Origin of the sequence: Methylobacter marinus A45, from assembly GCF_000383855.1 — a bacterium.
Lineage (GTDB): Bacteria > Pseudomonadota > Gammaproteobacteria > Methylococcales > Methylomonadaceae > Methylobacter > Methylobacter marinus.
Genome location: NZ_KB912877.1, coordinates 562,108 through 584,281 on the forward strand (window position 1 = coordinate 562,108; position 22,174 = coordinate 584,281).

General features: G+C 51.2%; 17 protein-coding genes. 5 read left to right on the top strand and 12 right to left on the bottom strand.

Translation table 11 applies throughout. The features are described 5' to 3' along the window. Positions 1-15 precede the first annotated feature (15 nt). The 5 genes from METMA_RS0102450 to rluC form a co-directional block, all read right to left on the bottom strand. Entirely contained in the window at positions 16-693 is a 678-nt protein-coding gene (locus tag METMA_RS0102450) for a response regulator transcription factor (protein ID WP_027146984.1), read from the bottom strand. Between the two features lie 28 nt (positions 694-721). Beyond that, complete coding sequence (locus METMA_RS0102455; protein ID WP_020157480.1) at positions 722-979, bottom strand: PepSY domain-containing protein; 258 nt, start codon at positions 977-979, stop codon at positions 722-724. A 130-nt stretch (positions 980-1,109) separates the two neighbouring features. Next, on the bottom strand, positions 1,110-2,087 hold the full coding sequence (gene sppA, locus METMA_RS0102460; RefSeq protein WP_020157481.1) for a signal peptide peptidase SppA: 978 nt from the start codon (positions 2,085-2,087) through the stop codon (positions 1,110-1,112). 7 nt (positions 2,088-2,094) lie between these two features. Continuing rightward, on the bottom strand, positions 2,095-2,748 hold the full coding sequence (locus METMA_RS0102465) for an HAD family hydrolase (protein WP_020157482.1): 654 nt from the start codon (positions 2,746-2,748) through the stop codon (positions 2,095-2,097). After that, on the bottom strand, positions 2,732-3,688 hold the full coding sequence (rluC, locus tag METMA_RS0102470) for a 23S rRNA pseudouridine(955/2504/2580) synthase RluC (protein WP_020157483.1): 957 nt from the start codon (positions 3,686-3,688) through the stop codon (positions 2,732-2,734). Before rluC ends, METMA_RS0102465 begins: the two co-directional genes overlap by 17 nt. Before the next feature lie 511 nt (positions 3,689-4,199). Between rluC and METMA_RS0102475 the strand changes: the two genes are divergently transcribed. After that, the gene (locus METMA_RS0102475; protein ID WP_020157484.1) at positions 4,200-6,473 is read left to right on the top strand and encodes an Rne/Rng family ribonuclease; all 2,274 of its coding nucleotides are present in this window, start codon (positions 4,200-4,202) and stop codon (positions 6,471-6,473) included. Between the two features lie 59 nt (positions 6,474-6,532). On the opposite strand, the gene dnaE is transcribed toward METMA_RS0102475, so the two are convergent. The 4 genes from dnaE to METMA_RS0102500 all read right to left on the bottom strand — a co-directional run bounded on the left by dnaE (position 6,533) and on the right by METMA_RS0102500 (position 15,994). After that, positions 6,533-10,036 carry a DNA polymerase III subunit alpha gene (gene dnaE, locus METMA_RS0102480; protein WP_020157485.1) on the bottom strand — a complete coding sequence of 1,168 codons (3,504 nt, stop codon included), beginning with the start codon at positions 10,034-10,036 and terminating at the stop codon, positions 6,533-6,535. An 849-nt stretch (positions 10,037-10,885) separates the two neighbouring features. Then, the gene (gene hrpA / locus METMA_RS0102490) at positions 10,886-14,776 is read right to left on the bottom strand and encodes an ATP-dependent RNA helicase HrpA (protein ID WP_027146985.1); all 3,891 of its coding nucleotides are present in this window, start codon (positions 14,774-14,776) and stop codon (positions 10,886-10,888) included. Between the two features lie 117 nt (positions 14,777-14,893). Beyond that, entirely contained in the window at positions 14,894-15,166 is a 273-nt protein-coding gene (locus METMA_RS0102495; protein ID WP_020157487.1) for a SemiSWEET transporter, read from the bottom strand. 99 nt (positions 15,167-15,265) lie between these two features. Beyond that, entirely contained in the window at positions 15,266-15,994 is a 729-nt protein-coding gene (locus METMA_RS0102500; RefSeq protein ID WP_020157488.1) for a metallophosphoesterase, read from the bottom strand. 86 nt (positions 15,995-16,080) lie between these two features. On the opposite strand from METMA_RS0102500, the gene ispG reads away from it, so the two are divergent. Next, positions 16,081-17,298 carry a flavodoxin-dependent (E)-4-hydroxy-3-methylbut-2-enyl-diphosphate synthase gene (ispG, locus tag METMA_RS0102505; RefSeq protein WP_020157489.1) on the top strand — a complete coding sequence of 406 codons (1,218 nt, stop codon included), beginning with the start codon at positions 16,081-16,083 and terminating at the stop codon, positions 17,296-17,298. Positions 17,299-17,345: 47 nt separating this feature from the next. On the opposite strand, the gene METMA_RS0102510 is transcribed toward ispG, so the two are convergent. Together METMA_RS0102510 and METMA_RS0102515 are read right to left on the bottom strand one after the other, a co-directional pair. Further along, complete coding sequence (locus METMA_RS0102510; RefSeq protein WP_027146986.1) at positions 17,346-18,521, bottom strand: NnrS family protein; 1,176 nt, start codon at positions 18,519-18,521, stop codon at positions 17,346-17,348. 5 nt (positions 18,522-18,526) lie between these two features. Continuing rightward, positions 18,527-19,321 (bottom strand): ferritin-like domain-containing protein, encoded by a 795-nt coding sequence (locus tag METMA_RS0102515; RefSeq protein ID WP_020157491.1) that lies wholly within the window; start codon positions 19,319-19,321, stop codon positions 18,527-18,529. A 17-nt stretch (positions 19,322-19,338) separates the two neighbouring features. Here METMA_RS0102515 and METMA_RS0102520 point away from each other — a divergent pair, with 17 nt between their 5' ends. Genes METMA_RS0102520 through METMA_RS0102530 form a run of 3 tightly spaced genes read left to right on the top strand, consistent with a single transcriptional unit; the run spans position 19,339 to position 21,190 of the window. After that, positions 19,339-19,695 (top strand): VanZ family protein, encoded by a 357-nt coding sequence (locus tag METMA_RS0102520; protein ID WP_020157492.1) that lies wholly within the window; start codon positions 19,339-19,341, stop codon positions 19,693-19,695. A gap of 42 nt (positions 19,696-19,737) precedes the next feature. Beyond that, positions 19,738-20,337 carry a GNAT family N-acetyltransferase gene (locus METMA_RS0102525; protein ID WP_020157493.1) on the top strand — a complete coding sequence of 200 codons (600 nt, stop codon included), beginning with the start codon at positions 19,738-19,740 and terminating at the stop codon, positions 20,335-20,337. Beyond that, complete coding sequence (locus tag METMA_RS0102530) at positions 20,327-21,190, top strand: carbon-nitrogen hydrolase family protein (protein WP_020157494.1); 864 nt, start codon at positions 20,327-20,329, stop codon at positions 21,188-21,190. Before METMA_RS0102525 ends, METMA_RS0102530 begins: the two co-directional genes overlap by 11 nt. Here METMA_RS0102530 and rpoS read toward each other — a convergent pair whose 3' ends face one another. Beyond that, the gene (gene rpoS / locus METMA_RS0102535) at positions 21,191-22,153 is read right to left on the bottom strand and encodes an RNA polymerase sigma factor RpoS (protein ID WP_020157495.1); all 963 of its coding nucleotides are present in this window, start codon (positions 22,151-22,153) and stop codon (positions 21,191-21,193) included. It lies immediately after the preceding gene. Positions 22,154-22,174 lie beyond the last annotated feature (21 nt).

Genomic DNA, 22,174 nt, shown 5'->3' on the forward strand with positions numbered 1-22,174 from the left:
GCTGCAAGATGAAATCTAAGAGGAAATAACCGGCACGCGATAACCCCGTCCACGCAGGGTCTCAATGGGTTTTAACGTGCCGTCGGGATCGAGTTTTTTTCGCAAGCGGCCAATGAAGACTTCAATAACATTGCTGTCGCGTTCGAAGTCTTCATCATAAATATGCGCCGTCAGAACGGATTTCGAGACGACTTCGCCTTTACGGAACATCAAGTATTCCAGCACCTTGTACTCATAAGCCGTCAATTCCAGTTTTACCCCGGATACGGTGACTTCCTGGGCCACCGTATCCAGCTCGATATTGCCATGGGTTAAAACTGGATGCGCCAGCCCGGCGGAACGTCTGATCAAGGCATTGACCCTGGCAAGCAACTCCTCATAATGAAAAGGCTTGACCAGATAATCATCCGCGCCGGCCTCCAATCCTTCCACCTTCTCCTGCCATCGGCTTCTGGCCGTCAAGATCAGAATGGGGACCTTGATATGGTTTTTACGCAAACGCTTAATTAACTCAATACCGGAAAAATCGGGAAGCCCAAGATCAATCACAGCCGCGTCAAGCGGATATTCCTTGCCCATGTACAAGCCGTCGCTACCCGAATGGGCGATATCGACGGCAAAACCTTTATCCGCCAGGAACGCTTGGATTTGCTTGCAAAGCGTTACTTCATCTTCGACAACAAGAATACGCATATTTTTCTTCTTTTTACTTAACGTGCAATCAACCAACCAATTGACCGGTTTCGGCGTCGATCAGATAATGCTGAATACGTCCGTCAGGCGTTAAAACTTTAATCACATGCACTTCCCTTCCGTTGATTATTTCAGTTTGAGCCCCAAGCACTCTTTTATCGCCCTTTTTAATGATTTGTTTGGTAGCCTGGTCCAGACTGACGCGCGCCAGCATGACAGCGCTTTCCGCATAACAGATATTGGAAAACGACAAGACCAGTACAAGCAGTTTAATCAAATTTCTCATGGGCGATCCAGAGCTTAAGTTATTATTTAAACCATTGTTAAAAGTAACCGTGCCCGGACTTTTACAATCGGGAAAATATATAGAACGAAAATGAAGTTTAAATGACTATGCTGAATCCGAACTGAACCCGTTACTGTAATGATATTCCTTGAACCATACTGCCAATAGCCTGCCCGAAAGAAGCCCCCAGTTTACCCGCAATCCTGTCAAGCAAGCGATCCGGCTGCGTAAAATCAACCTTATGCTCGACACCGATAATTTCCTTGGCAACATAATCATCACTGCCAAATGCATCGACGACGCCCAGTCTGACGCCTTCCTCGCCAGTCCAGACCAGGCCAGAGAAAAGTTCAGGCGTATCTTTCAACCGGTCGCCGCGACCGGCTTTAACCGCGCTGATAAATTGCTGATGAACCTGATCCAACAAACTCTGCATATAGCGTGTCTCGTCTTCCTTGGGCGGCGAAAACGGATCAAGCATGGCTTTATGCGTGCCTGCCGTCAACAGTCGGCGCTCGACGCCCAGTTTCTCCATAACGTTAACAAACCCGAAGCCATCCATGAGCACACCTATGGAACCCACCAGGCTGGCCTGATTGACAAAAATCTTGTCGCTTGCGGAGGCGATATAGTAGCAACCCGAGGCGCAAATATCACTGACAACGGTATAAACCGGCAGGTCGGGATGATCTTTCTTTATCTTTCTGATTTCTTCGTAAACATAAGATGATTGCACCGGGCTGCCGCCAGGCGAATTGGCATGCAAAATAATGCCTTTGGTATTTTTATCTTTTACCGCATTTCTTAAACTTTTGATAATGCTATCGGCATCGACGTCCTTACCTTCCGCAATGATGCCGACTACATCAATCACGGCCGTATGCTCCTTGCCGTCACCGCCCATATCCTGTTTGAGGTTCGGATACATGAACATGACTAATATGGCGCACAGATACAAAAACACCAGTGACTTGAAAAAAATACTCCAGCGTCTGGCTCTTGTTTGTTCCGTTACGGCAGCTAAAGCTACTTTTTCAAGGACTTCACGCTCCCAGCCGGCCTCTTGTTTAGCGCCCGTTTCAATTTCATTGACTTGTTGATTTTCCATTACTTTATTAACCTCCAATAATAGCTAGTAATTCCGCCGGCTGTCGTAAGCATGTCAACGGCTGATATTGTTGCAATATGGTTTTTGAATGCGCTCCGCACGATACGGCAATTGAAGAAATCCGCGCATTGAGCGCCATTTGCATATCGTGAATTGAATCGCCCACCATTAACGTCCGTTCATTGGCCGCTTCCATGTGCCGGATAATGTCCAACACCATGGCAGGATCGGGTTTTGAAGCCGTTTCATCGGCACAGCGTGTGATATGGAACAAATCTTCGGTTCCTGTCGCCTGCAGAGCCCGCTCCAGCCCGGCGCGGCTTTTTCCGGTGGCCACGGCCAGTTGAAAGCCCATCCGTTTCAACTGCACCAGCATCTCGTAAACGCCTGCAAATAAATCATCGCGGCCGATCTGTCTGGTGAAAAACGCCTGACTGTAGCAGGCCATTAATTGATTGCGGGTTTGCTCATCGGTTCCCGGAAACAGGGTCTGTATTGCATTTTTAATGCTTAAGCCAATCACATCCCTTGCCGCTTGCCGTTCCGGAATAGTGCAATTACAACGCTCCGCGGCCTTTTGCAGACAATTGACGATCCAATCAATGGAATCGACCAAAGTGCCATCCCAGTCAAATATAATCAAATCAAACCTGTTCTTCATGGCTTAACAATTCCTCCAGATTTTGCGGCAGAGGAGCAAAAATTTTGAGCAATTCACCACTGACCGGATGCTGGAATTTCAACTTTTGCGCATGAAGAAACAGACGCTTATAGCCCCTGCCTTTAAATGCCTTGTTCACCTCATCCAGGCCATAACGCTCGTCACCGACAATAGGATGTCCCAACCAGACGGCATGAACCCGTATCTGATGAGTACGCCCCGTTTTCGGCGAGGCCTCAACCAATGTCGCATTTCGGAATAATTTCAGACGTTTGAAAACCGTTTCGGCCTGCTTGCCGGACTGACTGACGACTACCATGCGTTCGCCGCCTTTGTTGACATTTTTTTGCAAAGGCGCCGTAACCACGGCCTGTTTTTTGGCCCATTGGCCAGCCAATAACGCCACATAGGTTTTATGAACCTTATCATCACGAAAAAGTTCATGTAACTTACGCAAAGCACTACGTTTTTTCGCTATCAACAGGCAGCCGGAAGTATCCCTGTCCAGTCGATGCACCAACTCCAGAAAATGAGCCTCCGGCCTGATCTGCCTGAGACCTTCGATAATCCCCGAATTAACGCCGCTGCCACCATGAACGGCAAAGCCCGAGGGCTTGTTCAAGATTAGGAAGGCATCGTCTTCAAACAAGATATTTTTTTGCAAGGCATCCTTCAGATTCTGCCCGACAAACATTTCCTCGGCCTTTTCCGCGACCCGAACCGGCGGAATCCTGATGATATCGCCAGCTTCCAGGCGATACTTAACGTCCACGCGCCCTTTATTGACCCTGACTTCACCTTTACGAACAATCCGATAAATGCGGCTTTTAGGCACTCCTTTCAAGCGGGCAATTAAAAAATTATCCAATCGTTGATCGCTATTTTCTTCTGTAATTTCGACAAATTGAACTTTTGGCGCGCTTTGTTCTTCAGTATTCATGATATAGATGATACCAGCATCTCGTTATGATTGATTCTTTAAATTGATGTAGAACGATAAGGTTGCTATATTAAGCAAGTTTTAATATAAAAAACATACTTTTGCCAGGCGTATTTTTCAAAATGCAACTAAGCCGGCAACCCAAACTGAAGATTAAACAGCCGTTTACAATGCTGAGTCTTCGAATAAGATTTTCGGGTAGCGTTCGACCCATGACGAACGATTTATAACTCCTGTTTAAGACAGAATTTACAGCAAGACTGAAAAAAAGAATATTTGTTTGCTTAGTAGTTGTCCGTGCCAATTATCGTTGCCTTCACATCTTGAAGGTCAAGATACCAGTAGCAACGCCCAGATAACGGAAAACAAAACCGTAAAAAAACAAGTTTGACGCGTTATTGGCAGAATGATCACTCTAGTTTGACTTTACAAACCTACTTAGCGCTATGACCCGAACCCAGTCTGATCAGTAAAATCTGATAATGGAGCAGGAAACCACAAGGATAATTGAATGAAAAGAATGCTTATCAATGCCACGCAGGCAGAAGAACTGCGAGTTGCTTTGGTAGACGGTCAAAAACTCTATGATTTTGACATAGAAGTTCCTTCTAAAGAACAAAAAAAGTCCAATATTTACAAAGGTATCATTACTCGAGTAGAACCCAGCCTCGAAGCAGTATTTGTTAATTACGGCGCTGAAAAACACGGCTTTTTACCCTTTAAGGAAATTTCTCCCGCCTACCGCCAACCCCGCGACGGCGCGGAAACCGAAGGTCGCCGCCCAGCCATTAAAGACTTGATTAAAGAAGGCCAGGAAATTCTGGTTCAGATTGAAAAAGAAGAACGCGGCAATAAAGGCGCCGCCCTGACAACCTATATCAGTCTGGCCGGCACCTATCTGGTACTGATGCCCAATAATCCGAAAGCCGGCGGCATTTCGCGCCGCATTGAAGGCGATACCCGCAGCGAACTGCGCGAAGTCATGGCGGCGCTGGACATTCCGGACGGCATGGGCCTGATCGTACGTACGGCCGGGTGCGGCAAAAATGCCGAAGAGCTGCAATGGGATCTAAATTACCTGTTGCAGTTATGGGAGGCCATAGAACGTACTTCCGGCGAACAAACGGCGCCGTTTCTGGTATTCCAGGAAAGCAATGTCATCATTCGCGCATTGCGTGATCATTTGCGCGGCAATATTGACGAGATCCTGATAGACAACGAATCCTCGTTCAAGCTGGTGCAGAAGTTCCTGAAACAGGTCATGCCGCACTTTTTGCCGAAAGCGAAACTGTATCAGGACTCTGTCCCCTTATTCAGCCGCTATCAGATCGAATCGCAGATCGAAATGGCCTACGGCCGCGAAGTACCTTTACCTTCCGGGGGCTCGCTGGTAATCGACCATACCGAAGCCCTGACCTCTATCGATATCAACTCGGCGCGCGCCACCAAAGGCAGCGATATTGAAGAAACCGCGCTCAACACCAACCTCGAGGCGGCTGATGAAATTGCCCGCCAGCTCAGATTGCGCGACCTGGGCGGTCTGTTCGTCATCGACTTCATCGACATGATGTCGAATAAAAATCAGAGATTAGTAGAAAACCGTCTGCGCGATGCGCTGAAAATTGATCGTGCGCGGATTCAGACCAGCCGTATCTCGCGCTTTGGCCTGTTGGAAATGTCCCGGCAGAGAATGCGCCCATCTCTGGGCGATTCCACGCAACTGCCCTGCCCCCGCTGTAAAGGCCAAGGCACTATCCGCAATGTGGAATCGGTAGCGCTGTCCGTGCTGCGTATTCTTGAAGAAGAAGCCATGAAAAAAGGCACGGAAAAAGTCATCGCTCACCTGCCGATCGAGTGCGCCACATTTCTGCTGAACGAAAAACGCCATGCCATTGAGCAAGTTGAATCGAGACTGAAAGTCGGCATTGTGATTCTGCCCAGCAAACACCTGGAAACACCGGCTTATGACATCGAGCGGATCAAGGAAAAAGATGCCCCCGAAGAAAAACCCAGCTATCAGCAAATAAAAGAAGAAGAAATCACGATTCCGGAATTTGCCCAACAATTGAAGCCAAAGGTTGAGCGGGCGGCGATTAAAGAATTCCTGCCGGACTCACCCGCTCCGATGCAAAACAAAAATTCGTCCGCCAGCCTGATCAAGCGCTTCTGGTATAAACTGATTGGTCCAGGCATAGAACCCGAGAAAAAAGAAACCTCAACGGCAGCCCCTGAAAAAACTAGAGGTTCCGACGAAGCCCAGCCAAGTAGAAGCCGTGACGCCAGGCGCGCGCCCCGTCCCACCCGGAATGGGCGCGCTGGACAAGGCAGAAACGGCAAGCGCGGTCCCGATACCGCACCGCCCTCGGTTGAGACAAAAATTGAACCGGTTAACAGTGAGTCTGTCGCCGAACCGGAAATCGCAGACCAGCCCGTTGAGGCCACTACGCCGGTTATGGAACAGCAACCGCAAAAGCCATCCAATGGCAGAAGCAGGAGAGGCCCTAATCGCAGAAGGCCGCGCAATCCTAACTACAAACGACCTGAATCCAATGGCAATGGCGACGCCAGTGCCTCTTCAGACGAGATGCCTAAAGAAGCCAAAAGCGAGTCGCGGCCTTATGATCATGACTTTGCCGAGAGAAACGAGAAAGCAGAGCGTCCCGAATCTCAAACGCATAATGCTGAAAATCCCGCTAAACCGGTTTCAGAGACTCCGAAACCGGCCGCTGAACCGGCGGCAAAACCGGCCAAACCCGTAACGCAAGAGTCCGGAACCGACTCTTAATTCATTCCAGCAATATTACGCTGCCGTGGAGCTTAAACATTGAAGCTCCACGGCAGATACTATCTGTATTTCACCTCTACCGCGCTAGCGCATTGCAACCGCTTCAGGCGCAAAAGCAGTTCATCCGTTGCCTGCACGCGCCATTCGTCACCGAGGCGCAACGTCGACTGAGCATAACGTGATCTATAATTGATCAGCACCGGACAGGCGCCGCCCTTGAAAGGCGTCAATACCTCTCCTAAGCTTCGGATGAAGACGCCATCATTTTCCTCTGCCTGCCATGTTAGCTGAATCCCTCTGGCGAAGGCATCCCTGGCCTGATCCATGCTGTAAAGTTTTTCTACTGTCAGGCGCAATGTTCCCAGATAATCATCAATCGCCAACGGGCCTTCGGCAACCAGCAGCGTATCGCGCGCAAAAATATCGCGGTATTTTTCGTAAATATCATTAAACGCGGCAATTTCGAGCCGGCCGGATCTGTCGTCAAGCGTCGCAAAGCCCATCATTTTCCCCTGCTTGGTCTGACGGGTTCTGATTTCCACGACCAACCCGGCGACACGCGCCTCCATCTTGCCTCTCATGCCTCGCTGGGAACCGGAACGTTCGACTTTCTCAACCAGACTGGCTATTTTCCCATGCGTGAACTCCCTCAATTCCGACTCATACTGATCAATCGGATGCCCTGTCAGGAACAGACCCAGGGTTAATTTTTCCGCAGCCAGCCGATCCTTTTCGGACCATGGCTCGACAGTGGTGGAATAAGCTTCGGTTTCCTCGACATTATCCTCGGCATTGACCATCAAACCGAATAGATCATTCTGACCCGTTTGCGCCATTTTGCCGTGCTGCTCGGCCACTCTTAAAGCCGTGGACAGTTCTGCCAGATGGCCGGCCCGGTTATCGTCGAACTCATCGAACGCCCCGGCGCGAATCAGCGCTTCCAGCACGCGCCGATTGACTTTTCTTAAATCGACGCGCTTGCATAGATCATACAGGCCGGTAAACGGGCCGTTTTCGTCCCGTTCCTTCAGCATATCGTCAATGGCCGCCTGGCCGACGCCCTTGATGGCGCCGATACCGTAGACGATGTGCCCCTTGTCGTTGACGGTAAAACGGAAATTGGACACGTTGATGTTAGGCGGACAGATGGTCAGCTTCATCTGCCGGCATTCTTCGATCAGCACCACCACCTTGTCGGTATTGTCCATATCCGAGGACAATACCGCCGCCATGAAAGCAGCCGGGTAATGCGCTTTCAGCCAGGCCGTCTGATACGCCACCAGCGCATAGGCGGCCGAGTGCGATTTGTTGAAACCGTAACCGGCGAATTTTTCCATCAAATCGAAGATATAGGTTGCGATACTTTCGTCGATCTGGTTAGCGACGGCGCCCTGCGTGAACACTTCGCGCTGCTTGGCCATCTCTTCGGGCTTTTTCTTACCCATCGCGCGCCGCAGCATATCGGCGCCGCCCAGAGTGTATTGCGCCATTTCCCGCGCAATCTGCATCACCTGCTCCTGATACAGGATAACGCCGTTGGTCGGCTTCAGGATCGGTATCAGCAAGGGATGCGCGTATTCGGCCTTGGCTCCGTGCTTGACGTTGATGTAATCGTCCACCATGCCCGATTCCAGAGGTCCCGGCCTAAACAGCGCCACCAGCGCGATAATGTCGTCGAAACAGTCCGGCTTGAGCTTCTTGATCAGCTCTTTCATACCTCGGGATTCGAGCTGGAACACGGCCGTCGTCTGGGCATTTTTCAACAACTCGTAGGATGCCGAATCATCCCTCGGAATGGTCGTGATATCGACCAACGGTTCGCCGGCCTGCTGTTTCTTCTGATTAATCGTCTGCAGCGCCCAGTCGATAATCGTCAGCGTGCGCAACCCCAGAAAGTCGAACTTAACCAGACCAACCGCTTCCACGTCATCCTTGTCAAACTGCGTGACCAGATTGCCGCCGCCCTGCTCGCAATACAGCGGCGTAAAATCGGTCAGCTTGGTCGGCGAGATCACCACGCCGCCCGCGTGCTTGCCCGCGTTTCTGGATGTTCCTTCCAGGGCGCGCGCCATGTCGATCAGCGTTTTGACTTCTTCTTCTGTGTCGTACAACTGCTTCAGGTCGGGGCTGTCTTTCAGCGCCTTTTCCAGCGTCATGCCGATCTCGAATGGGATCAGCTTGGCCAACCGGTCGACGAAGCCGTAGGAAAAGCCCAGCACGCGCCCGACATCGCGGATAACCGCCTTGGCCGCCATCGAACCGTAGGTAATGATCTGCGCGACGTGATCGCGGCCGTAATGACGCGCCACGTAATCGATCACCTCATCGCGCCGGTCCATGCAGAAATCGACGTCGAAGTCGGGCATGGAGATACGTTCCGGATTCAAGAAACGCTCGAACAGCAGATCGAACTCAATGGGATCGAGGTCGGTGATTTTAAGCGCGTACGCCACCAATGAGCCGGCCCCCGATCCACGACCCGGCCCGACCGGAATCTGATTGTTTTTCGCCCACTGGATAAAATCGGCAACGATCATGAAATAGCCAGGGAACCCCATCTGGACGATCACCTTCAGCTCAATGTCCAGGCGGTCGTAATAGACCTGGCGGTTTTCCTCATCCGTGCCCTTGCCGACGGCCGGGTATTGCACCAGGCGTTCCTCCAATCCCTTCTTGGCTGAATCGATCAGATGATCGCCCAGCGATACGCCGGCCGGTACCGGAAAATCGGGCAAAAAGTTCTTGCCCAGCGTCAGCTGCAAATTGCAGCGCTTGGCGATTTCGACCGTGTTTTCCAGCGCCTCGGGAATATCGGCAAACAGCGCCTGCATTTCCTCACTGCTGCGCAGGTATTGCTGATCGGTATAATCCCGAGGCCGGCGGGCATCATCGAGCACGCGCCCCTGGTTGATGCAGACCCTGACTTCATGTGCCTCGAAATCCTCCGGGTGTATGAATCTGACGTCATTGGTCGCCACGACCGGCAGATCGGCGGCCAGAGCCAGCTCGACGGCCGCGGCGATGTAACGCTCCTCATCGGGCTTGCCGACGCGCTGCAATTCCAGATAAAAGCACTGGTCGAACAACGCTCTCCACTGCTCGGCCAAGCGTCTGGCCAGATCCTTGTTTTCCGCCAGCAAGGCCTTGCCGATGTCGCCGCTCATGGCTCCCGACAAGGCAATCAAGCCGGCATGATTGGCTTCTATCCACTCCTGTCTCAGCATCGGCACGCCCTGGTGCTGCCCTTCCTGATAGGCTTTGGAAATGAGTTCGGTCAACGTGATGTAGCCTGCGTGATTGTTGACCAGCAAGGTCAGCCGGTAAGGCGTGGCAGGCTCTTCCGGATTGAATATCAGTACGTCCGAACCTGCAATCGGTTTGATTCCCTGCCCCAGCGCCGCCTTATAAAATTTGACCAGCGAGAACAGATTGGTGTGTTCGGTCACAGCGGCGGCCGGCATGTTCAATTCGGCCAGACGCTTGACCAATGGCTTGATTTTGACGATGCCGTCAACCAGGGAAAATTCGGTATGGAGCCTTAAATGAACAAATGCAGGTTGCATGGATGGTTTTGTCAGAATCAGGTGTAAGTAGAAAGTATGTCAAAGCCGTAAAGCGAGGCTAGACAGACAAAAATCTTGAACAGCAGAACATCATTTTTTGTTACCACGAAATGCGCGAAGTTGTTTAGCTGACTTAAAGCCGGCGGCAGGCATGCCTTTTTGCAGCCGGGTATTATACACTTTCGGGCCTATGGAAGCCTTCAGTTTCAGCAACAACCGGACAAAATAGCCGCACCGAGCATACTGCAGAGTTATTCACAAAACCTGTGGATAACTCTGTGGATTGATTGTTTTATTTGTCGCTTAATTACCGTTTTTATTACAGTTTTGTTAAATTGTATAAAAATAAAACAATGCGGTAATCTTATTTTTATCAATGACTTACAGATCAATTCCCCATATGCTGGCGCCTAGACAGGCACGCGCTAAGTCATTGATTCAGCCTGTGGGCAACTGATATTGACTCAAAACCATGCTGATGCTGATCAAGCGGTGCTCTGTATAAAGTGAATTCGGTTTTATTACAGCGTCTCAGGTAAGATGGGCGGATGCGGCCTTTCCTGGGCGAAACTCCGTCAGTCAACATCCGGTCGACCGCTTTTCCAGTTATTCACAAAACCTGTGGATAACTCTGTGGATTGATTGTTTTATTTGTCGCTTAATTACCGTTTTTATTACAGTTTTGTTAAATTGTACAAAAATAAAACAATCCGCTAATTTTATTGTTATCAATAACTTACAGGCCAATTCCAAACATGTTGAAATCTAGATAAGCGCAAGCTCTAAGTCATTGATTCAGCCTGTGGGCAACTAATGTTGAGTCCAAACCATTTTCATCATCGGCCGGTTTTACCCTCGTTCATCCCAAGCTTTGTCCATACGTTTTGCTGAAACGGGATAAGCCGTCTTGAGCTGCTGCGCAAACAGCGAAACCCTGAATTCTTCCAGCATCCAGCGGTAATTATCCTGCTCCGGAATGACGGGTTCTTTCTTGGCTTTCTTCTCGACGTCTTTCCAGTAACGCGTCCAGTAGCGGCTGATCTCCTGCAGCTTTTGCGCACTGTTATCGCGTTTATCGATGCGATAGAGGATTGCCTTTAGATAGCGGGGCATGGCTTTAAGCTGCTGGAACGGCGTATGACGTACAAAGCCCGCATAAATCATAAACCTCAATTGCTCATTGATATCCTGAACCATCGGATCATTGGCGTTGAAGCGTTTTAGCTGTGCTTTGACAGCACCGTACAACTCCATGATCTCCATAACGATTTTGCCGGCCTCATTGGCAATTCCAACCAACTCGCCCTTGTGCTGTGTTAAGCTTTGCTCGAAAGCCTGCTGTGCGCGTATCGTCCTGCCTTCGACAAATGCCGTGTACAGGATCAGATAGAGCATATCGTCTTTATAGGAAGCCGCCGCCTCTGCCTCTACGATCGGATGCTTGGGCAACTGGTTATAAGTTAACTCCGCAGCCGCGGACTTGGGCAGGTTTTTGACGACATAAGTGCACTCCTTGCGCAGATAAAGCTGGAACAGGCGCATGAGCCCTGCCTGGTGCTGGCGCGCGGCTTTTGACTCGGTATCGAAAATGCGTACGCCGACGGCATCGCCTTCATCGACAATGGCCGGATAGCCGACAAATGCCTGCCCTTTCTGCATGAATTGCCAGGTCTCGGGCAGATCGTCGAATGCCCATTGTATGCAGCCGGTATAATTCAGTTCGTCGGCGGCCAGCTGATCGAAGCTTTCGCCGGCCGTCTGCGTGTACTTGCCTTGCAATTTTTTCAGATCGCGGCCGTAGTCGAGCAGTTTGCCTTCCTCATCGATGACTCTGAAATTCATTTTCAGGTGCTCGGGCAACATGTCCGAATTCCAGGCATTGAGCGGTATCGCTTCGCCAGTCAGCTTTCTGAGCCGGGTACTCAGCCACTCATACAGCGAGCCTTTAAAATCGGGCTCGATTTCCAGGCACTGCTTGACGGTTTCCGGCACCGGCACGAAATGTTTTCTCAGGTTTTTAGGCAGCGATTTGATCAATGCGACCAGTTTTTCTTCCAGCATGCCCGGCACCAGCCAGTCGAACGGCGCTTGCGAGACCTGATTCAGCTGATGCACGGGAATGACGGCCGTGACGCCGTCTTCGTCATGACCCGGCTCAAACCGGTATTGCAGCGCGATCGTCAGGTTGCCCACTTTTTTGCTGTCGGGAAAATCCCACTCGCTGACCTGATTGTCCTGCCCGCGGGTCAGGTCCTCCCGGGTCAGAAACAGGATTTTCGGATTCTCCCGTTCGACGGTTTTACGCCATTGATCGAGCGCGATGCCGCTGACGATATCGGGCGGCAGCTTCTTGTCGTAGAACTGATACAGCCATTCTTCATCCTCGATCAGATCGACGCGGCGGCCTTTATGCTGGATGTAACCGACCTCTTCGAGCAGTTTCTGGTTGGCGACAAAGAACGGCGCATTGCTATGGTAATCCTGGTCGACCAATGCCGAGCGGATAAAGATCTCGCGCGCGGCCTTGGGGTCGACGCGCTCGTACGGCACTTTGCGGCCGGCCTGCAAGGTCAGGCCGAACAACAGGGTACGCTCATAGACGGCGCTGCGCCCGGCTTTCTTTTCCCAGTGCGGATCGTAATAGTTACGCTTGATCAGATGCTCGGCGCACTGTTCTATCCATTCCGGCTCGATTTTGGCGACATTGCGCGCGTAGACCTTGCTGGTTTCGACCTGCTCGGCCGCCATGATCCACTTCGGCCTGGCTTTATGCAGGCCCGAGCCCGGAAAAATGAAGAACTTGAGACCTCTGGCGCCCAGATATTCGTATTGCTCGTGGCGGAAACCGATATTCGACAACAGTCCCGGCAATAACGCGCGATGAATTTCCTCATAGCTGGCTTCGACCATATTCGGCTTCATTTTCAGTTCGCCCTTGATCACCTGCATGATCTGCGCATGGATGTCGTACCATTCGCGCATGCGGATATAGGACAGGAAGTTCTCGGTGCAGTATTTGCGCAATTTATTATTGGACAAATGCTTCTTCTGCTCTTCGAAGGTATTCCAGATATTCAGGATCGTCAGAAAGTCCGAATCCTCCTTGCGAAAGGCCGCGTGCTTGGCTTCGGCCTGATGCATTTTATCGGCCGGCTTTTCGCGCGGGTCCTGAATGCTGAGGGCCGACACGATAATGGCCACTTCGGTCAGACAATGCTGCTTTTCGGCCGCGATCAGCATGCGCGCCAGTTTCGGGTCGGTCGGGAATTTGGCCAGTTGCCTGCCGATCTCGGTCAGCTTGCCCTGCTTGTCGAGCGCGTTGACTTCATGCAGCGCATTCTTGCCGTCGCGGATCATTTTGTCTTCAGGCGGCTCGACGAACGGGAATTTCTCGATATCGCCCAGATTCAGCGACGTCATCTGCAGAATGACCGACGACAGGTTTGTGCGCATGATTTCCGGCTCAGTGAACAGGGGCCGAGCCAGATAATCGTCCTTCGAGTACAGCCGGATACAGATACCCTCGGCGACACGGCCGCAACGGCCCGCGCGCTGGTTGGCGCTGGCCTGCGAGACTTTCTCTATCGGCAGGCGCTGGATCTTGCTGCGGTGGCTGTAACGGCTGATGCGGGCATGGCCGGTGTCGATCACAGAGCGGATACCCGGCACGGTCAGCGACGTTTCGGCGACATTGGTCGCCAGCACGATGCGGATCTTGCCGCCTTTGGGCTTGAACACGCGCTCCTGTTCGCTGACGCTGAGCTTCGAATACAGCGGCAGGATTTCATACTGGGTCGGATGATGCTTTTTCAGTGAATCGGCCGTCTCGCGGATTTCGCGCTCGCCGCTCAGGAAGATCAGGATATCGCCGCGGATATCGCGCTGCAGTTCATCGACGGCATCGAGGATGGCCTGCTGCAGATCGTCGCTGGTTTCATCATCCTCTTCCCGCTGCTCGATCGGGCGGTAGCGAATCTCGACCGGATAGGTACGCCCCGATACTTCGATGATCGGCGCATTGTTGAAATGGTTGGCGAAACGCTGCGGATCGATCGTGGCCGAGGTAATGACCAGTTTCAGATCGGGGCGCTTGGGCAGCAGCCATTTCATGTAGCCCAACAGGAAATCGATGTTCAGGCTGCGCTCGTGCGCTTCGTCGATGATGATCGTATCGTATTGAGTCAGGTAGGGATCGTTTTGCGATTCGGCCAGCAAAATACCGTCGGTCATGAGTTTGACCAATGACTCGGCATGGCTCTTGTCGTTGAAGCGGACCTTGTAGCCAACGGATTTGCCGATCGGCTCGCCCAGCTCTTCGGCGATCCGGTCGGCGACGGTGCGCGCGGCGATGCGCCGGGGCTGCGTGTGGCCGATAAAGCCGGAAGCGCCGCGCCCGATCGACAGGCAGATCTTCGGCAATTGCGTGGTCTTGCCCGAGCCGGTTTCGCCGCAGACGATCACAACCTGATTGGCTTTGATCAACTCGGCGATATCGTCTTTCTTACCCGTGACCGGCAGATCGGGAAAATTGATCGCCGGAATACTGGCCAGTCGCTTGTTGCTCAGGGCTATTGATCTGTCAATACGGTTTTTCAGCGCACTAACGGGTTCAAGCGGGTCCTTGCCTTTCTGGCAGTCACTGCGCAACCGGTCCAGTTGCCGCTTGAATCCATGCCTGTCCTGGCTCAGGCACTGAGGTAATCGGGAGATGAGTTGTTTAATCAGATCGAGAGTGGACATCCAGAGCAATCAAGGCAAATAAAGCTATTATATGATATCTGCCGTGTTTTGAATTTCAACAACAAACAGAACGCGGCCCGGGGCGGCCGCAAGCATTGGCAAAACAGAAACAAGGACTTAACTTTTCTTGCAGACCGTATTGTAGATCTTGAAGGACAGTATCGAGGCGGCCAGCAGCAGCGTTATCGCGTTAGCGAATATGATAGCCGAGTCGGCAATATAAACGCCGTAGATGAGCCAGCACAGCACGCCTAACGTAAAGATACTGTACATGCTCAAAGACAGCGACTCCGTGTCTCTGGTTCTTATCGTCAAAATGGCCTGCGGCAAAAATGAAGCCGTAGTCAGTGTTGCAGCAATATAGCCAATAATTTCAGGCATCACTATCATCGATGTGGTTCTCTAATTGATGTCAGGTTCTCTATAAATTTCTGGCGCGCCGTATTTGGCAATGCGTGACCGGATAACAGCCCACTCTATCGGGCGGTTTTAAATAACCACGGTCCTGTTCAAATCAAAATCCGGCACCGTTTTTTTTCCGGCATAACCTCTGGGGTTACATAATATTCTGGCGTCGGCTATTCGATAATCCGACGTACTGTGAACGTGCCCATGAATCCAGGCGGCAATCTCGTATTCATACAATAAGGGCTTTAAGTCATTGCAATAAGCCAGTTTTCTCACGGCATTCGGTGAATCATTCCAACTCCATTGGGACGGCGCATGATGCGTTATGATAACGGTTTTGCCTGAAAACGGCTTGGCTAATTCGCGCTCCAGCCAGGTTCTGGACTTTTGATGCAATTGCGTAAAAACGGTGCTGTCAAATGGTTTTTCAGTAAACCTGATTTTCCTGAAATCGTTGAGCGTTTCGCCTAAAAGCCCTGCTTTTTCCTCACCTTCGACAAACAGATCGGTCCACATTGTACAGCCTAAAAAACGCACGCCCTGAAATAAAAGCCGGTTATTCTCGAGAAACTGCACGTTGCTGCCCTGGCATTGCTCTTTAAGCATTTGCAGCGTTTCCTGATGATCATGACCATAAAATTCATGATTACCGGCAATGTAAATCACCGGTTTTTTGAAGGATTTCAGCCATTCCAGGCCTTGCGTATAAACTCCGATATCCCCCGCGGCAATGATAATATCGGCATCATTAACCGGCGCTCGTAATGCCCCGAATTCCAAATGTATATCAGAAAAATAATTTATCCTCACGATTTAATCTGCTCAATATCCTGTATAAGAGTATAATTTACGGTTATTCTTTCAGATAACCGTAACCTTTTCCATAAAGATTTTATATGTCTATTAGCCCTAGAAAAATCACCAAGCAAGTTTTAATCGGCAATGTTAAAGTCGGCGGCGGCGCGCCTATTGTGGTTCAATCGATGACCAATACCGATACGGCCGATGTTTCCTCTACCGTTAATCAAATTATCGAACTGGCCACGGCGGGTTCCGAACTGGTCCGCATTACGGTTAATTCAGAAGAAGCGGCTAAAGCCGTCGCTGAAATTCGCAATCAACTGGACCGGAAAGGCTGTGACGTACCGCTTATCGGGGATTTCCATTTCAACGGCCACAAATTACTGGAAAAGTACCCGGACTGCGCTGAAGCATTAAGCAAATACCGCATCAATCCCGGCAACGTCGGCCGCGGAAAAAGCCGCGACCCGCAATTCCAGCAAATGATCGAGTTTGCCTGCCGCTACAACAAACCGGTCCGCATCGGCGTCAACGGCGGCAGTCTCGACCAATCGGTCCTTACCCGCTTGCTGGATGAAAACAGAAACAAACCGAATCCGGAAGAATTGCCGGCCATCACTCGCGAAGCGATCATCATCTCGGCACTGGAAAGCGCGGCCAAGGCCGAAGAACTCGGCCTTGGCAAAGACAAAATCATCCTGTCCTGTAAAATCAGCAATGTGCAGGAATTGATCAGCATCTATCAGGAACTGTCCAAACGCTGCGATTACGCCCTGCATCTGGGCCTGACCGAAGCCGGCATGGGCTCGAAAGGCATCGTCTCTTCGTCCGCCGCGTTATCGGTGCTGATGCAGCAGGGTATCGGCGATACCATTCGCATCTCCCTGACACCTGAGCCCGGCTCGGCAAGAACCCAGGAAGTCATTGTCGCCCAGGAGATCCTGCAGACGATGGGCTTTCGCTCGTTTACGCCGCTGGTCATTTCCTGCCCCGGCTGCGGCCGCACCACCAGCGATTATTTTCAGAAGCTGGCGCTGGAAATTCAAACCTACCTGCGGGAAAGCATGCCGGTCTGGCGCAATCAATACCCGGGCGTTGAAACCATGGAAGTCGCGGTCATGGGCTGCGTGGTCAACGGTCCCGGCGAAAGCAAGAACGCCAATATCGGCATCAGCCTGCCCGGCACCGGCGAATCACCGGTAGCGCCTGTTTATGAGGACGGCGTAAAGACAGTCACCCTGAAAGGCGACCGGATTGCTGAAGAATTTCAGGAAATAGTGCAACGTTACATCGAATCGCATTACAGCGCCTGAGACGCGTCGTTCACCGGCTGAATAATAGGTTCAGCCGGTGTCATTAATCAACCTTCCTGACCGTCGATCCGGGCCGTAGTCAGGATCGGTGCGTAAACGAATACGAACAGCGAAAACGCCGCCAGCCAGGCTAGCGTCGATGCGTACACCAGGATGCCGTACCAATCCGGCAATGCTATCGGCAATAAAACCCTGAACAAGGCCGCCAGATTGATTAGCACAAATCCGATCGCCATGGCATTGGAAACGCGAAGCGCCCGGCCGGTATGACCTAGCGATACCCGCGCCATCATACCCAACGTCAATACCCCGATGCCACCGACGGTAAAGGCGTGCAAGGCCAAAGTCGGCGCAACCAGCCCGTAAGCGGAAAACGCCATCAGCACAAAGCCTAAAATAATCCAGCCATAACCTATATAAAGCACCCACAATAACGGCACATACCAGATGCGCCGCACGTACCAGCCCGATACCCTGGCAATGTTGATAACCGCGGCCAGCACTGCTGTCGATGCCAATACCGCGCCCGAAATATTAAACAACTGCAAGCCGAATACCAGCGCCGCCATCCCAATCGACAGCGCATCCATTACCGGATTTCTTAAAGCCAACGTTCCCGGCAAGCCGCGCTCCGTGAAAAAAGGAAAAACGCGGCCGGCAATAACCAGAATCATGATAATGATAGTCGCGACGACTATCTGAATACCCAGCCATGCACTGCCGCTCATCAGACCAAGAACCTCCGCATGCATCAAGCCGTTACCCAGCGTCAACAGCAGCAAAAGCCCGATAAAAATCAGGTTCCTGTATTGCCCGACCTGCAAGATCGGCTTGCTGACCTGGTACGCGAGAGCCGGCAGAAAGGAAAAATCGATCAAGGCAATTAACGCATCCGGCAACAGGCCGGCATAAAACGGCACGATGCGCCCGTATAGCCACAACAGACACAAGCCGGCCAATTGGTCGCCGGTCGATGTCGGCCGGCCTGTCCAGTTTCTGACGGCCGTCAATAAAAACCCGGCAATCACGGCGACGGAATAACCGAGCAGCATTTCATGCGCATGCCAATAAGTGTTAGCAAAATAATTATCCAGCGTTAATTCGCCTTTGAAAATGGCATTCCAGAGCACGATCAGAAGCAGCGCCGATAAACCGGCCAAGCCGAAGAAAGCCCTAAATCCCAAGGCAAACAGGGGATAATCGAAGATAGCAGGTGATTTCATGTTGATCAATTTTCCAACCAGTCCAGTTCAGCATTCGAGAAACCCGCAATTATACGCATTTCTCGGTTAAATGGGCCTTTTGGTTTGCCACCTTTATAGTATTGGCCGATTAATTCCCGATATTTCGCCTCGGGTTCAAAGCCCTGTTGCCGGCAGACAAACTTGAACCAGTAAGAACCCAACCGCACATGCCCCACTTCATCAGTTAGAATCCGCGTTAAAATCGCCACGCTGTTGTCATCCCCCATTTTATTGAACTTTTCGATGATGGCCGGGGTGACATCCAAGCCGCGCGCTTCCATGCAGCGAGGGACCATGGCCAGTCTGGCCAGTAAATTATCGGCCGTATCCGTGGCATGCTCCCATAGGCCGCTATGCGCCGGCAGATCGCCGTAATCGATGCGCATGTCCCGGAGATGAGCCCGAATCAACGCGAAGTGTTGCGCCTCCTCATCGGCAACGCGCAGCCAGTCCTGATAGAATTGTTCCGGCAAGCCACGGAAACGATAAAGCATATCCCAGGCCAGATAAATAGCGACGAATTCGACATGCGCGATGGCATGAAAAAAAGCCATAATGCCATCGGCATTAGTCAATTTTCGTTGTGGCATATTGCGTGGCGCCAGCAAACGCGGCCGTTCCGGAAATTTTACATTGGCTATAGGCAACACCGGCCGGTCCGGGCTGACACTTAATCGTCCTGCTTGTAATAATTGCCAGGCTTCATGCGTAAGCATTAACTTTTCGTCAATATTGGTCCGATGCAAGCATGCTTCGGCAAACTCAAATATGTTTCTCATTAAATGGCAGCGAAAGAATGATTAAAATTTTAGATTTCACTTTGTTGGTAGCGTATTGCCTGCTTATTTACTGGCTGTCCGATCGCCCCTCTCTGCACACGCCCCAGTGGTTTGCCCATCAGGATAAGCTCCATCATGCCGTCGCCTATTTCGTCATGTCCCTGCTGGCATGGCGCAGCCTCAGACACTGGGTCGGGCACCCTATTATACTGGCTGTTCTGGTAGTTGCCTTCTGCAGTTTGTACGGCCTACACGACGAGTGGCATCAGTCTTTTGTCAAAGGTCGAACGTCGGACATCGTGGACTGGATCGCCGATACCACTGGCGCGGCCATGGCTATATTTTTACTCTATAAACTACGCATACTGACATGAGTTCGGCTAAAATATTGATTTTTTATCCACGTTTATATTTCCATGTCTAAAAACATTCGCATTGAAAGATGTAGCGGCAAAGCCCTGGAACGCTATATTCCCGAACTGGCCCGGTTAAGAATTGAAGTGTTTCGGGATTTCCCCTATTTGTATGACGGTACTTACGAATATGAAGAAAAGTACCTGCAGACTTATATCAACTGCCCGGAGAGCGTCATCGTGATCGCATTTGACGGCGATAAAGTGGTCGGTGCATCTACCGCGATTCCGATGAAATACGAAACGGATGAACTTAAAAAACCGTTTATCGAGCATGGCTACAATCTGGACGAAGTGTTCTATTGCAGTGAATCAGTGCTGAACAAGAATTATCGCGGCCTCGGCATCGGCGTGCGCTTTTTCGAGGAAAGGGAGGCGCATGCACGGGAACTCGGCGGCTTCAAGCATATCTGTTTTTGCTGCGTGGAACGGCCGGCCGACCATCCTCGCCGTCCGGCCGATCATGTGCCGCTTGATAAATTCTGGAACAAACGCGGCTATGTCAAACATCCAGAATTAACGACGACCTACAGCTGGAAGGATCTGGACGACGTCGAAGAAACCCCTAAACCGATGACATTCTGGCTGAAACATGAAAGTTAAGATCGCTACCGCCCAATACGACATCAGTTTTCTGGAGAACTGGCGGAATTATCAAGCCAAGATTGAGCGCTGGGTGGCCGAAGCCGCCGGGCAAGGCGCGAAGATTCTGCTCTTCCCCGAGTATGGCAGCATGGAACTGGCATCGCTGTTTTCAAAGGAGATCTACTCATCGCTCAACAAGCAATTGGCATCCATGCAATCCTTGCTGGACGATTATATCGGCCTGTTTCGGACATTGGCCCAAAAGCATGGCTGCTATATCCAGTCCGGTACTTTTCCGGTGAGAATCGAATCCGGCGCTTATCGCAACCGGGCTTATCTGTTCATGCCCGACGGCCGGTTCGATTACCAGGACAAATTGATGATGACTCGCTTCGAAAACGAGCAATGGTTGATCAATAGCGGCGAAGAGCTAAAGTGTTTCGATACCGAATACGGAAAAATCGCGATCAATGTCTGTTATGACAGCGAATTTCCGATGCTGGCGCGCAAACAGGTCGAAGCCGGAGCCAATCTGATACTGGTGCCCAGCTGCACGGACACGCTTGCCGGCTACCATCGAGTCAAAATCGGCTGCCAGGCAAGAGCCCTGGAAAATCAGTGCTATGTCGTGCAATCCCCGACAGTAGGCGAGGCGCCCTGGTCCGAGGCGGTCGATGTCAATATCGGCGCGGCGGCAGTTTATACTCCCGTGGACCGTGGTTTCCCTGATAATGGCATTCTGGCCATCGGTAAACTCAACAAACCCCAATGGGTCATGGCTGATATTTCTCTCAATGCCTGCGAGACCGTCCGGCAACAAGGTCAAGTCTTTAATTACCGGGACTGGCCATCGCAAAAAGCATTCAGCTGATTAAAAAATCGCTTCGAAAGAATAGCCGTTTAATTCCAGGATTTCTTTCAGCCTTTTCAAGGAATCCATTTGAATTTGTCTGACCCGCTCCCGTGTCACGCCCAGCTCTTGAGCGACCTGCTCAAGAGTTGCGTTTTCATAGCCGCAAAGGCCGTACCGGCGACAGATCACCTCACGCTGCTTTTCGGGCAGTTGGAACACCCAATGGGCAATATTCTGCTTGATGCCGTCTTCCTGTAATTTTTCGGTCGGCGACAGGCTTTCGGCATCTGAAATCGATTCCACCAAAGGTTTATCGAAATCCTTACCGTAGGGCATGTCCACCGAAGTCACCCGCTCATTGAGTTTGAGCATTTTTTTAACCAGACTGACCGGCTTGTCGAGGTGCTCGGCAATATCCTCGGCTCTCGGTTCATGATCCATCACCTGAGTCAAATGATGCTGTGCCTTGAGGTAAACATTCATTTCCTTAACGATATGAATCGGCAAGCGGATCGTGCGAGTCTGATTCATGATGGCCCGCTCGATGGTCTGCCGGATCCACCAGGTGGCGTATGTTGAGAATCTGAAGCCTCTGTCAGGATCAAATTTCTCAACGGCTCGGATTAGCCCCAGATTACCTTCCTCTATCAAGTCCAGTAACGGCAAACCTCTATTCAGATAGCGACGGGAGATTTTGACCACAAGGCGCAAATTGCTTTCGATCATGATATTGCGAGCTTGTTCATCCCCCCGCAACGCTTTCTTTCCATAGTATTTTTCTTGATCCGCGGTCAGTAATTGCGATTTACCCAGTTCATTCAAATAGAATCGCGTCGCATCGAAACTATTATCATTATGAGCCTCCATGGAAATGGATTCTTCATTCCCCATGACCTCGTCAAGCACTGGATCTGCCTCCAGCTCGTCTTCAAATGCTATACAGATTTCGTCGTCCAATACATCACACATTTCTTCCTGCATATACCCCCCTTTTTGGCTAGT

Excerpts from the sequence above, each read along its gene's own strand:
- hrpA (WP_027146985.1), bottom strand. The coding sequence starts at position 14,776 with ATGTCCACTCTCGATCTGATTAAACAACTCATCTCCCGATTACCTCAG.
- ispG (WP_020157489.1), top strand. The coding sequence starts at position 16,081 with ATGTCTATTAGCCCTAGAAAAATCACCAAGCAAGTTTTAATCGGCAAT.
- METMA_RS0102465 (WP_020157482.1), bottom strand. The coding sequence starts at position 2,748 with ATGAAGAACAGGTTTGATTTGATTATATTTGACTGGGATGGCACTTTG.
- dnaE (WP_020157485.1), bottom strand. The coding sequence starts at position 10,036 with ATGCAACCTGCATTTGTTCATTTAAGGCTCCATACCGAATTTTCCCTG.
- METMA_RS0102525 (WP_020157493.1), top strand. The coding sequence starts at position 19,738 with ATGTCTAAAAACATTCGCATTGAAAGATGTAGCGGCAAAGCCCTGGAA.
- METMA_RS0102475 (WP_020157484.1), top strand. The coding sequence starts at position 4,200 with ATGAAAAGAATGCTTATCAATGCCACGCAGGCAGAAGAACTGCGAGTT.
- sppA (WP_020157481.1), bottom strand. The coding sequence starts at position 2,087 with ATGGAAAATCAACAAGTCAATGAAATTGAAACGGGCGCTAAACAAGAG.
- METMA_RS0102520 (WP_020157492.1), top strand. The coding sequence starts at position 19,339 with ATGATTAAAATTTTAGATTTCACTTTGTTGGTAGCGTATTGCCTGCTT.
- METMA_RS0102515 (WP_020157491.1), bottom strand. The coding sequence starts at position 19,321 with ATGAGAAACATATTTGAGTTTGCCGAAGCATGCTTGCATCGGACCAAT.
- rpoS (WP_020157495.1), bottom strand. The coding sequence starts at position 22,153 with ATGCAGGAAGAAATGTGTGATGTATTGGACGACGAAATCTGTATAGCA.
- METMA_RS0102530 (WP_020157494.1), top strand. The coding sequence starts at position 20,327 with ATGAAAGTTAAGATCGCTACCGCCCAATACGACATCAGTTTTCTGGAG.
- METMA_RS0102495 (WP_020157487.1), bottom strand. The coding sequence starts at position 15,166 with ATGATAGTGATGCCTGAAATTATTGGCTATATTGCTGCAACACTGACT.
- rluC (WP_020157483.1), bottom strand. The coding sequence starts at position 3,688 with ATGAATACTGAAGAACAAAGCGCGCCAAAAGTTCAATTTGTCGAAATT.
- METMA_RS0102455 (WP_020157480.1), bottom strand. The coding sequence starts at position 979 with ATGAGAAATTTGATTAAACTGCTTGTACTGGTCTTGTCGTTTTCCAAT.
- METMA_RS0102510 (WP_027146986.1), bottom strand. The coding sequence starts at position 18,521 with ATGAAATCACCTGCTATCTTCGATTATCCCCTGTTTGCCTTGGGATTT.
- METMA_RS0102450 (WP_027146984.1), bottom strand. The coding sequence starts at position 693 with ATGCGTATTCTTGTTGTCGAAGATGAAGTAACGCTTTGCAAGCAAATC.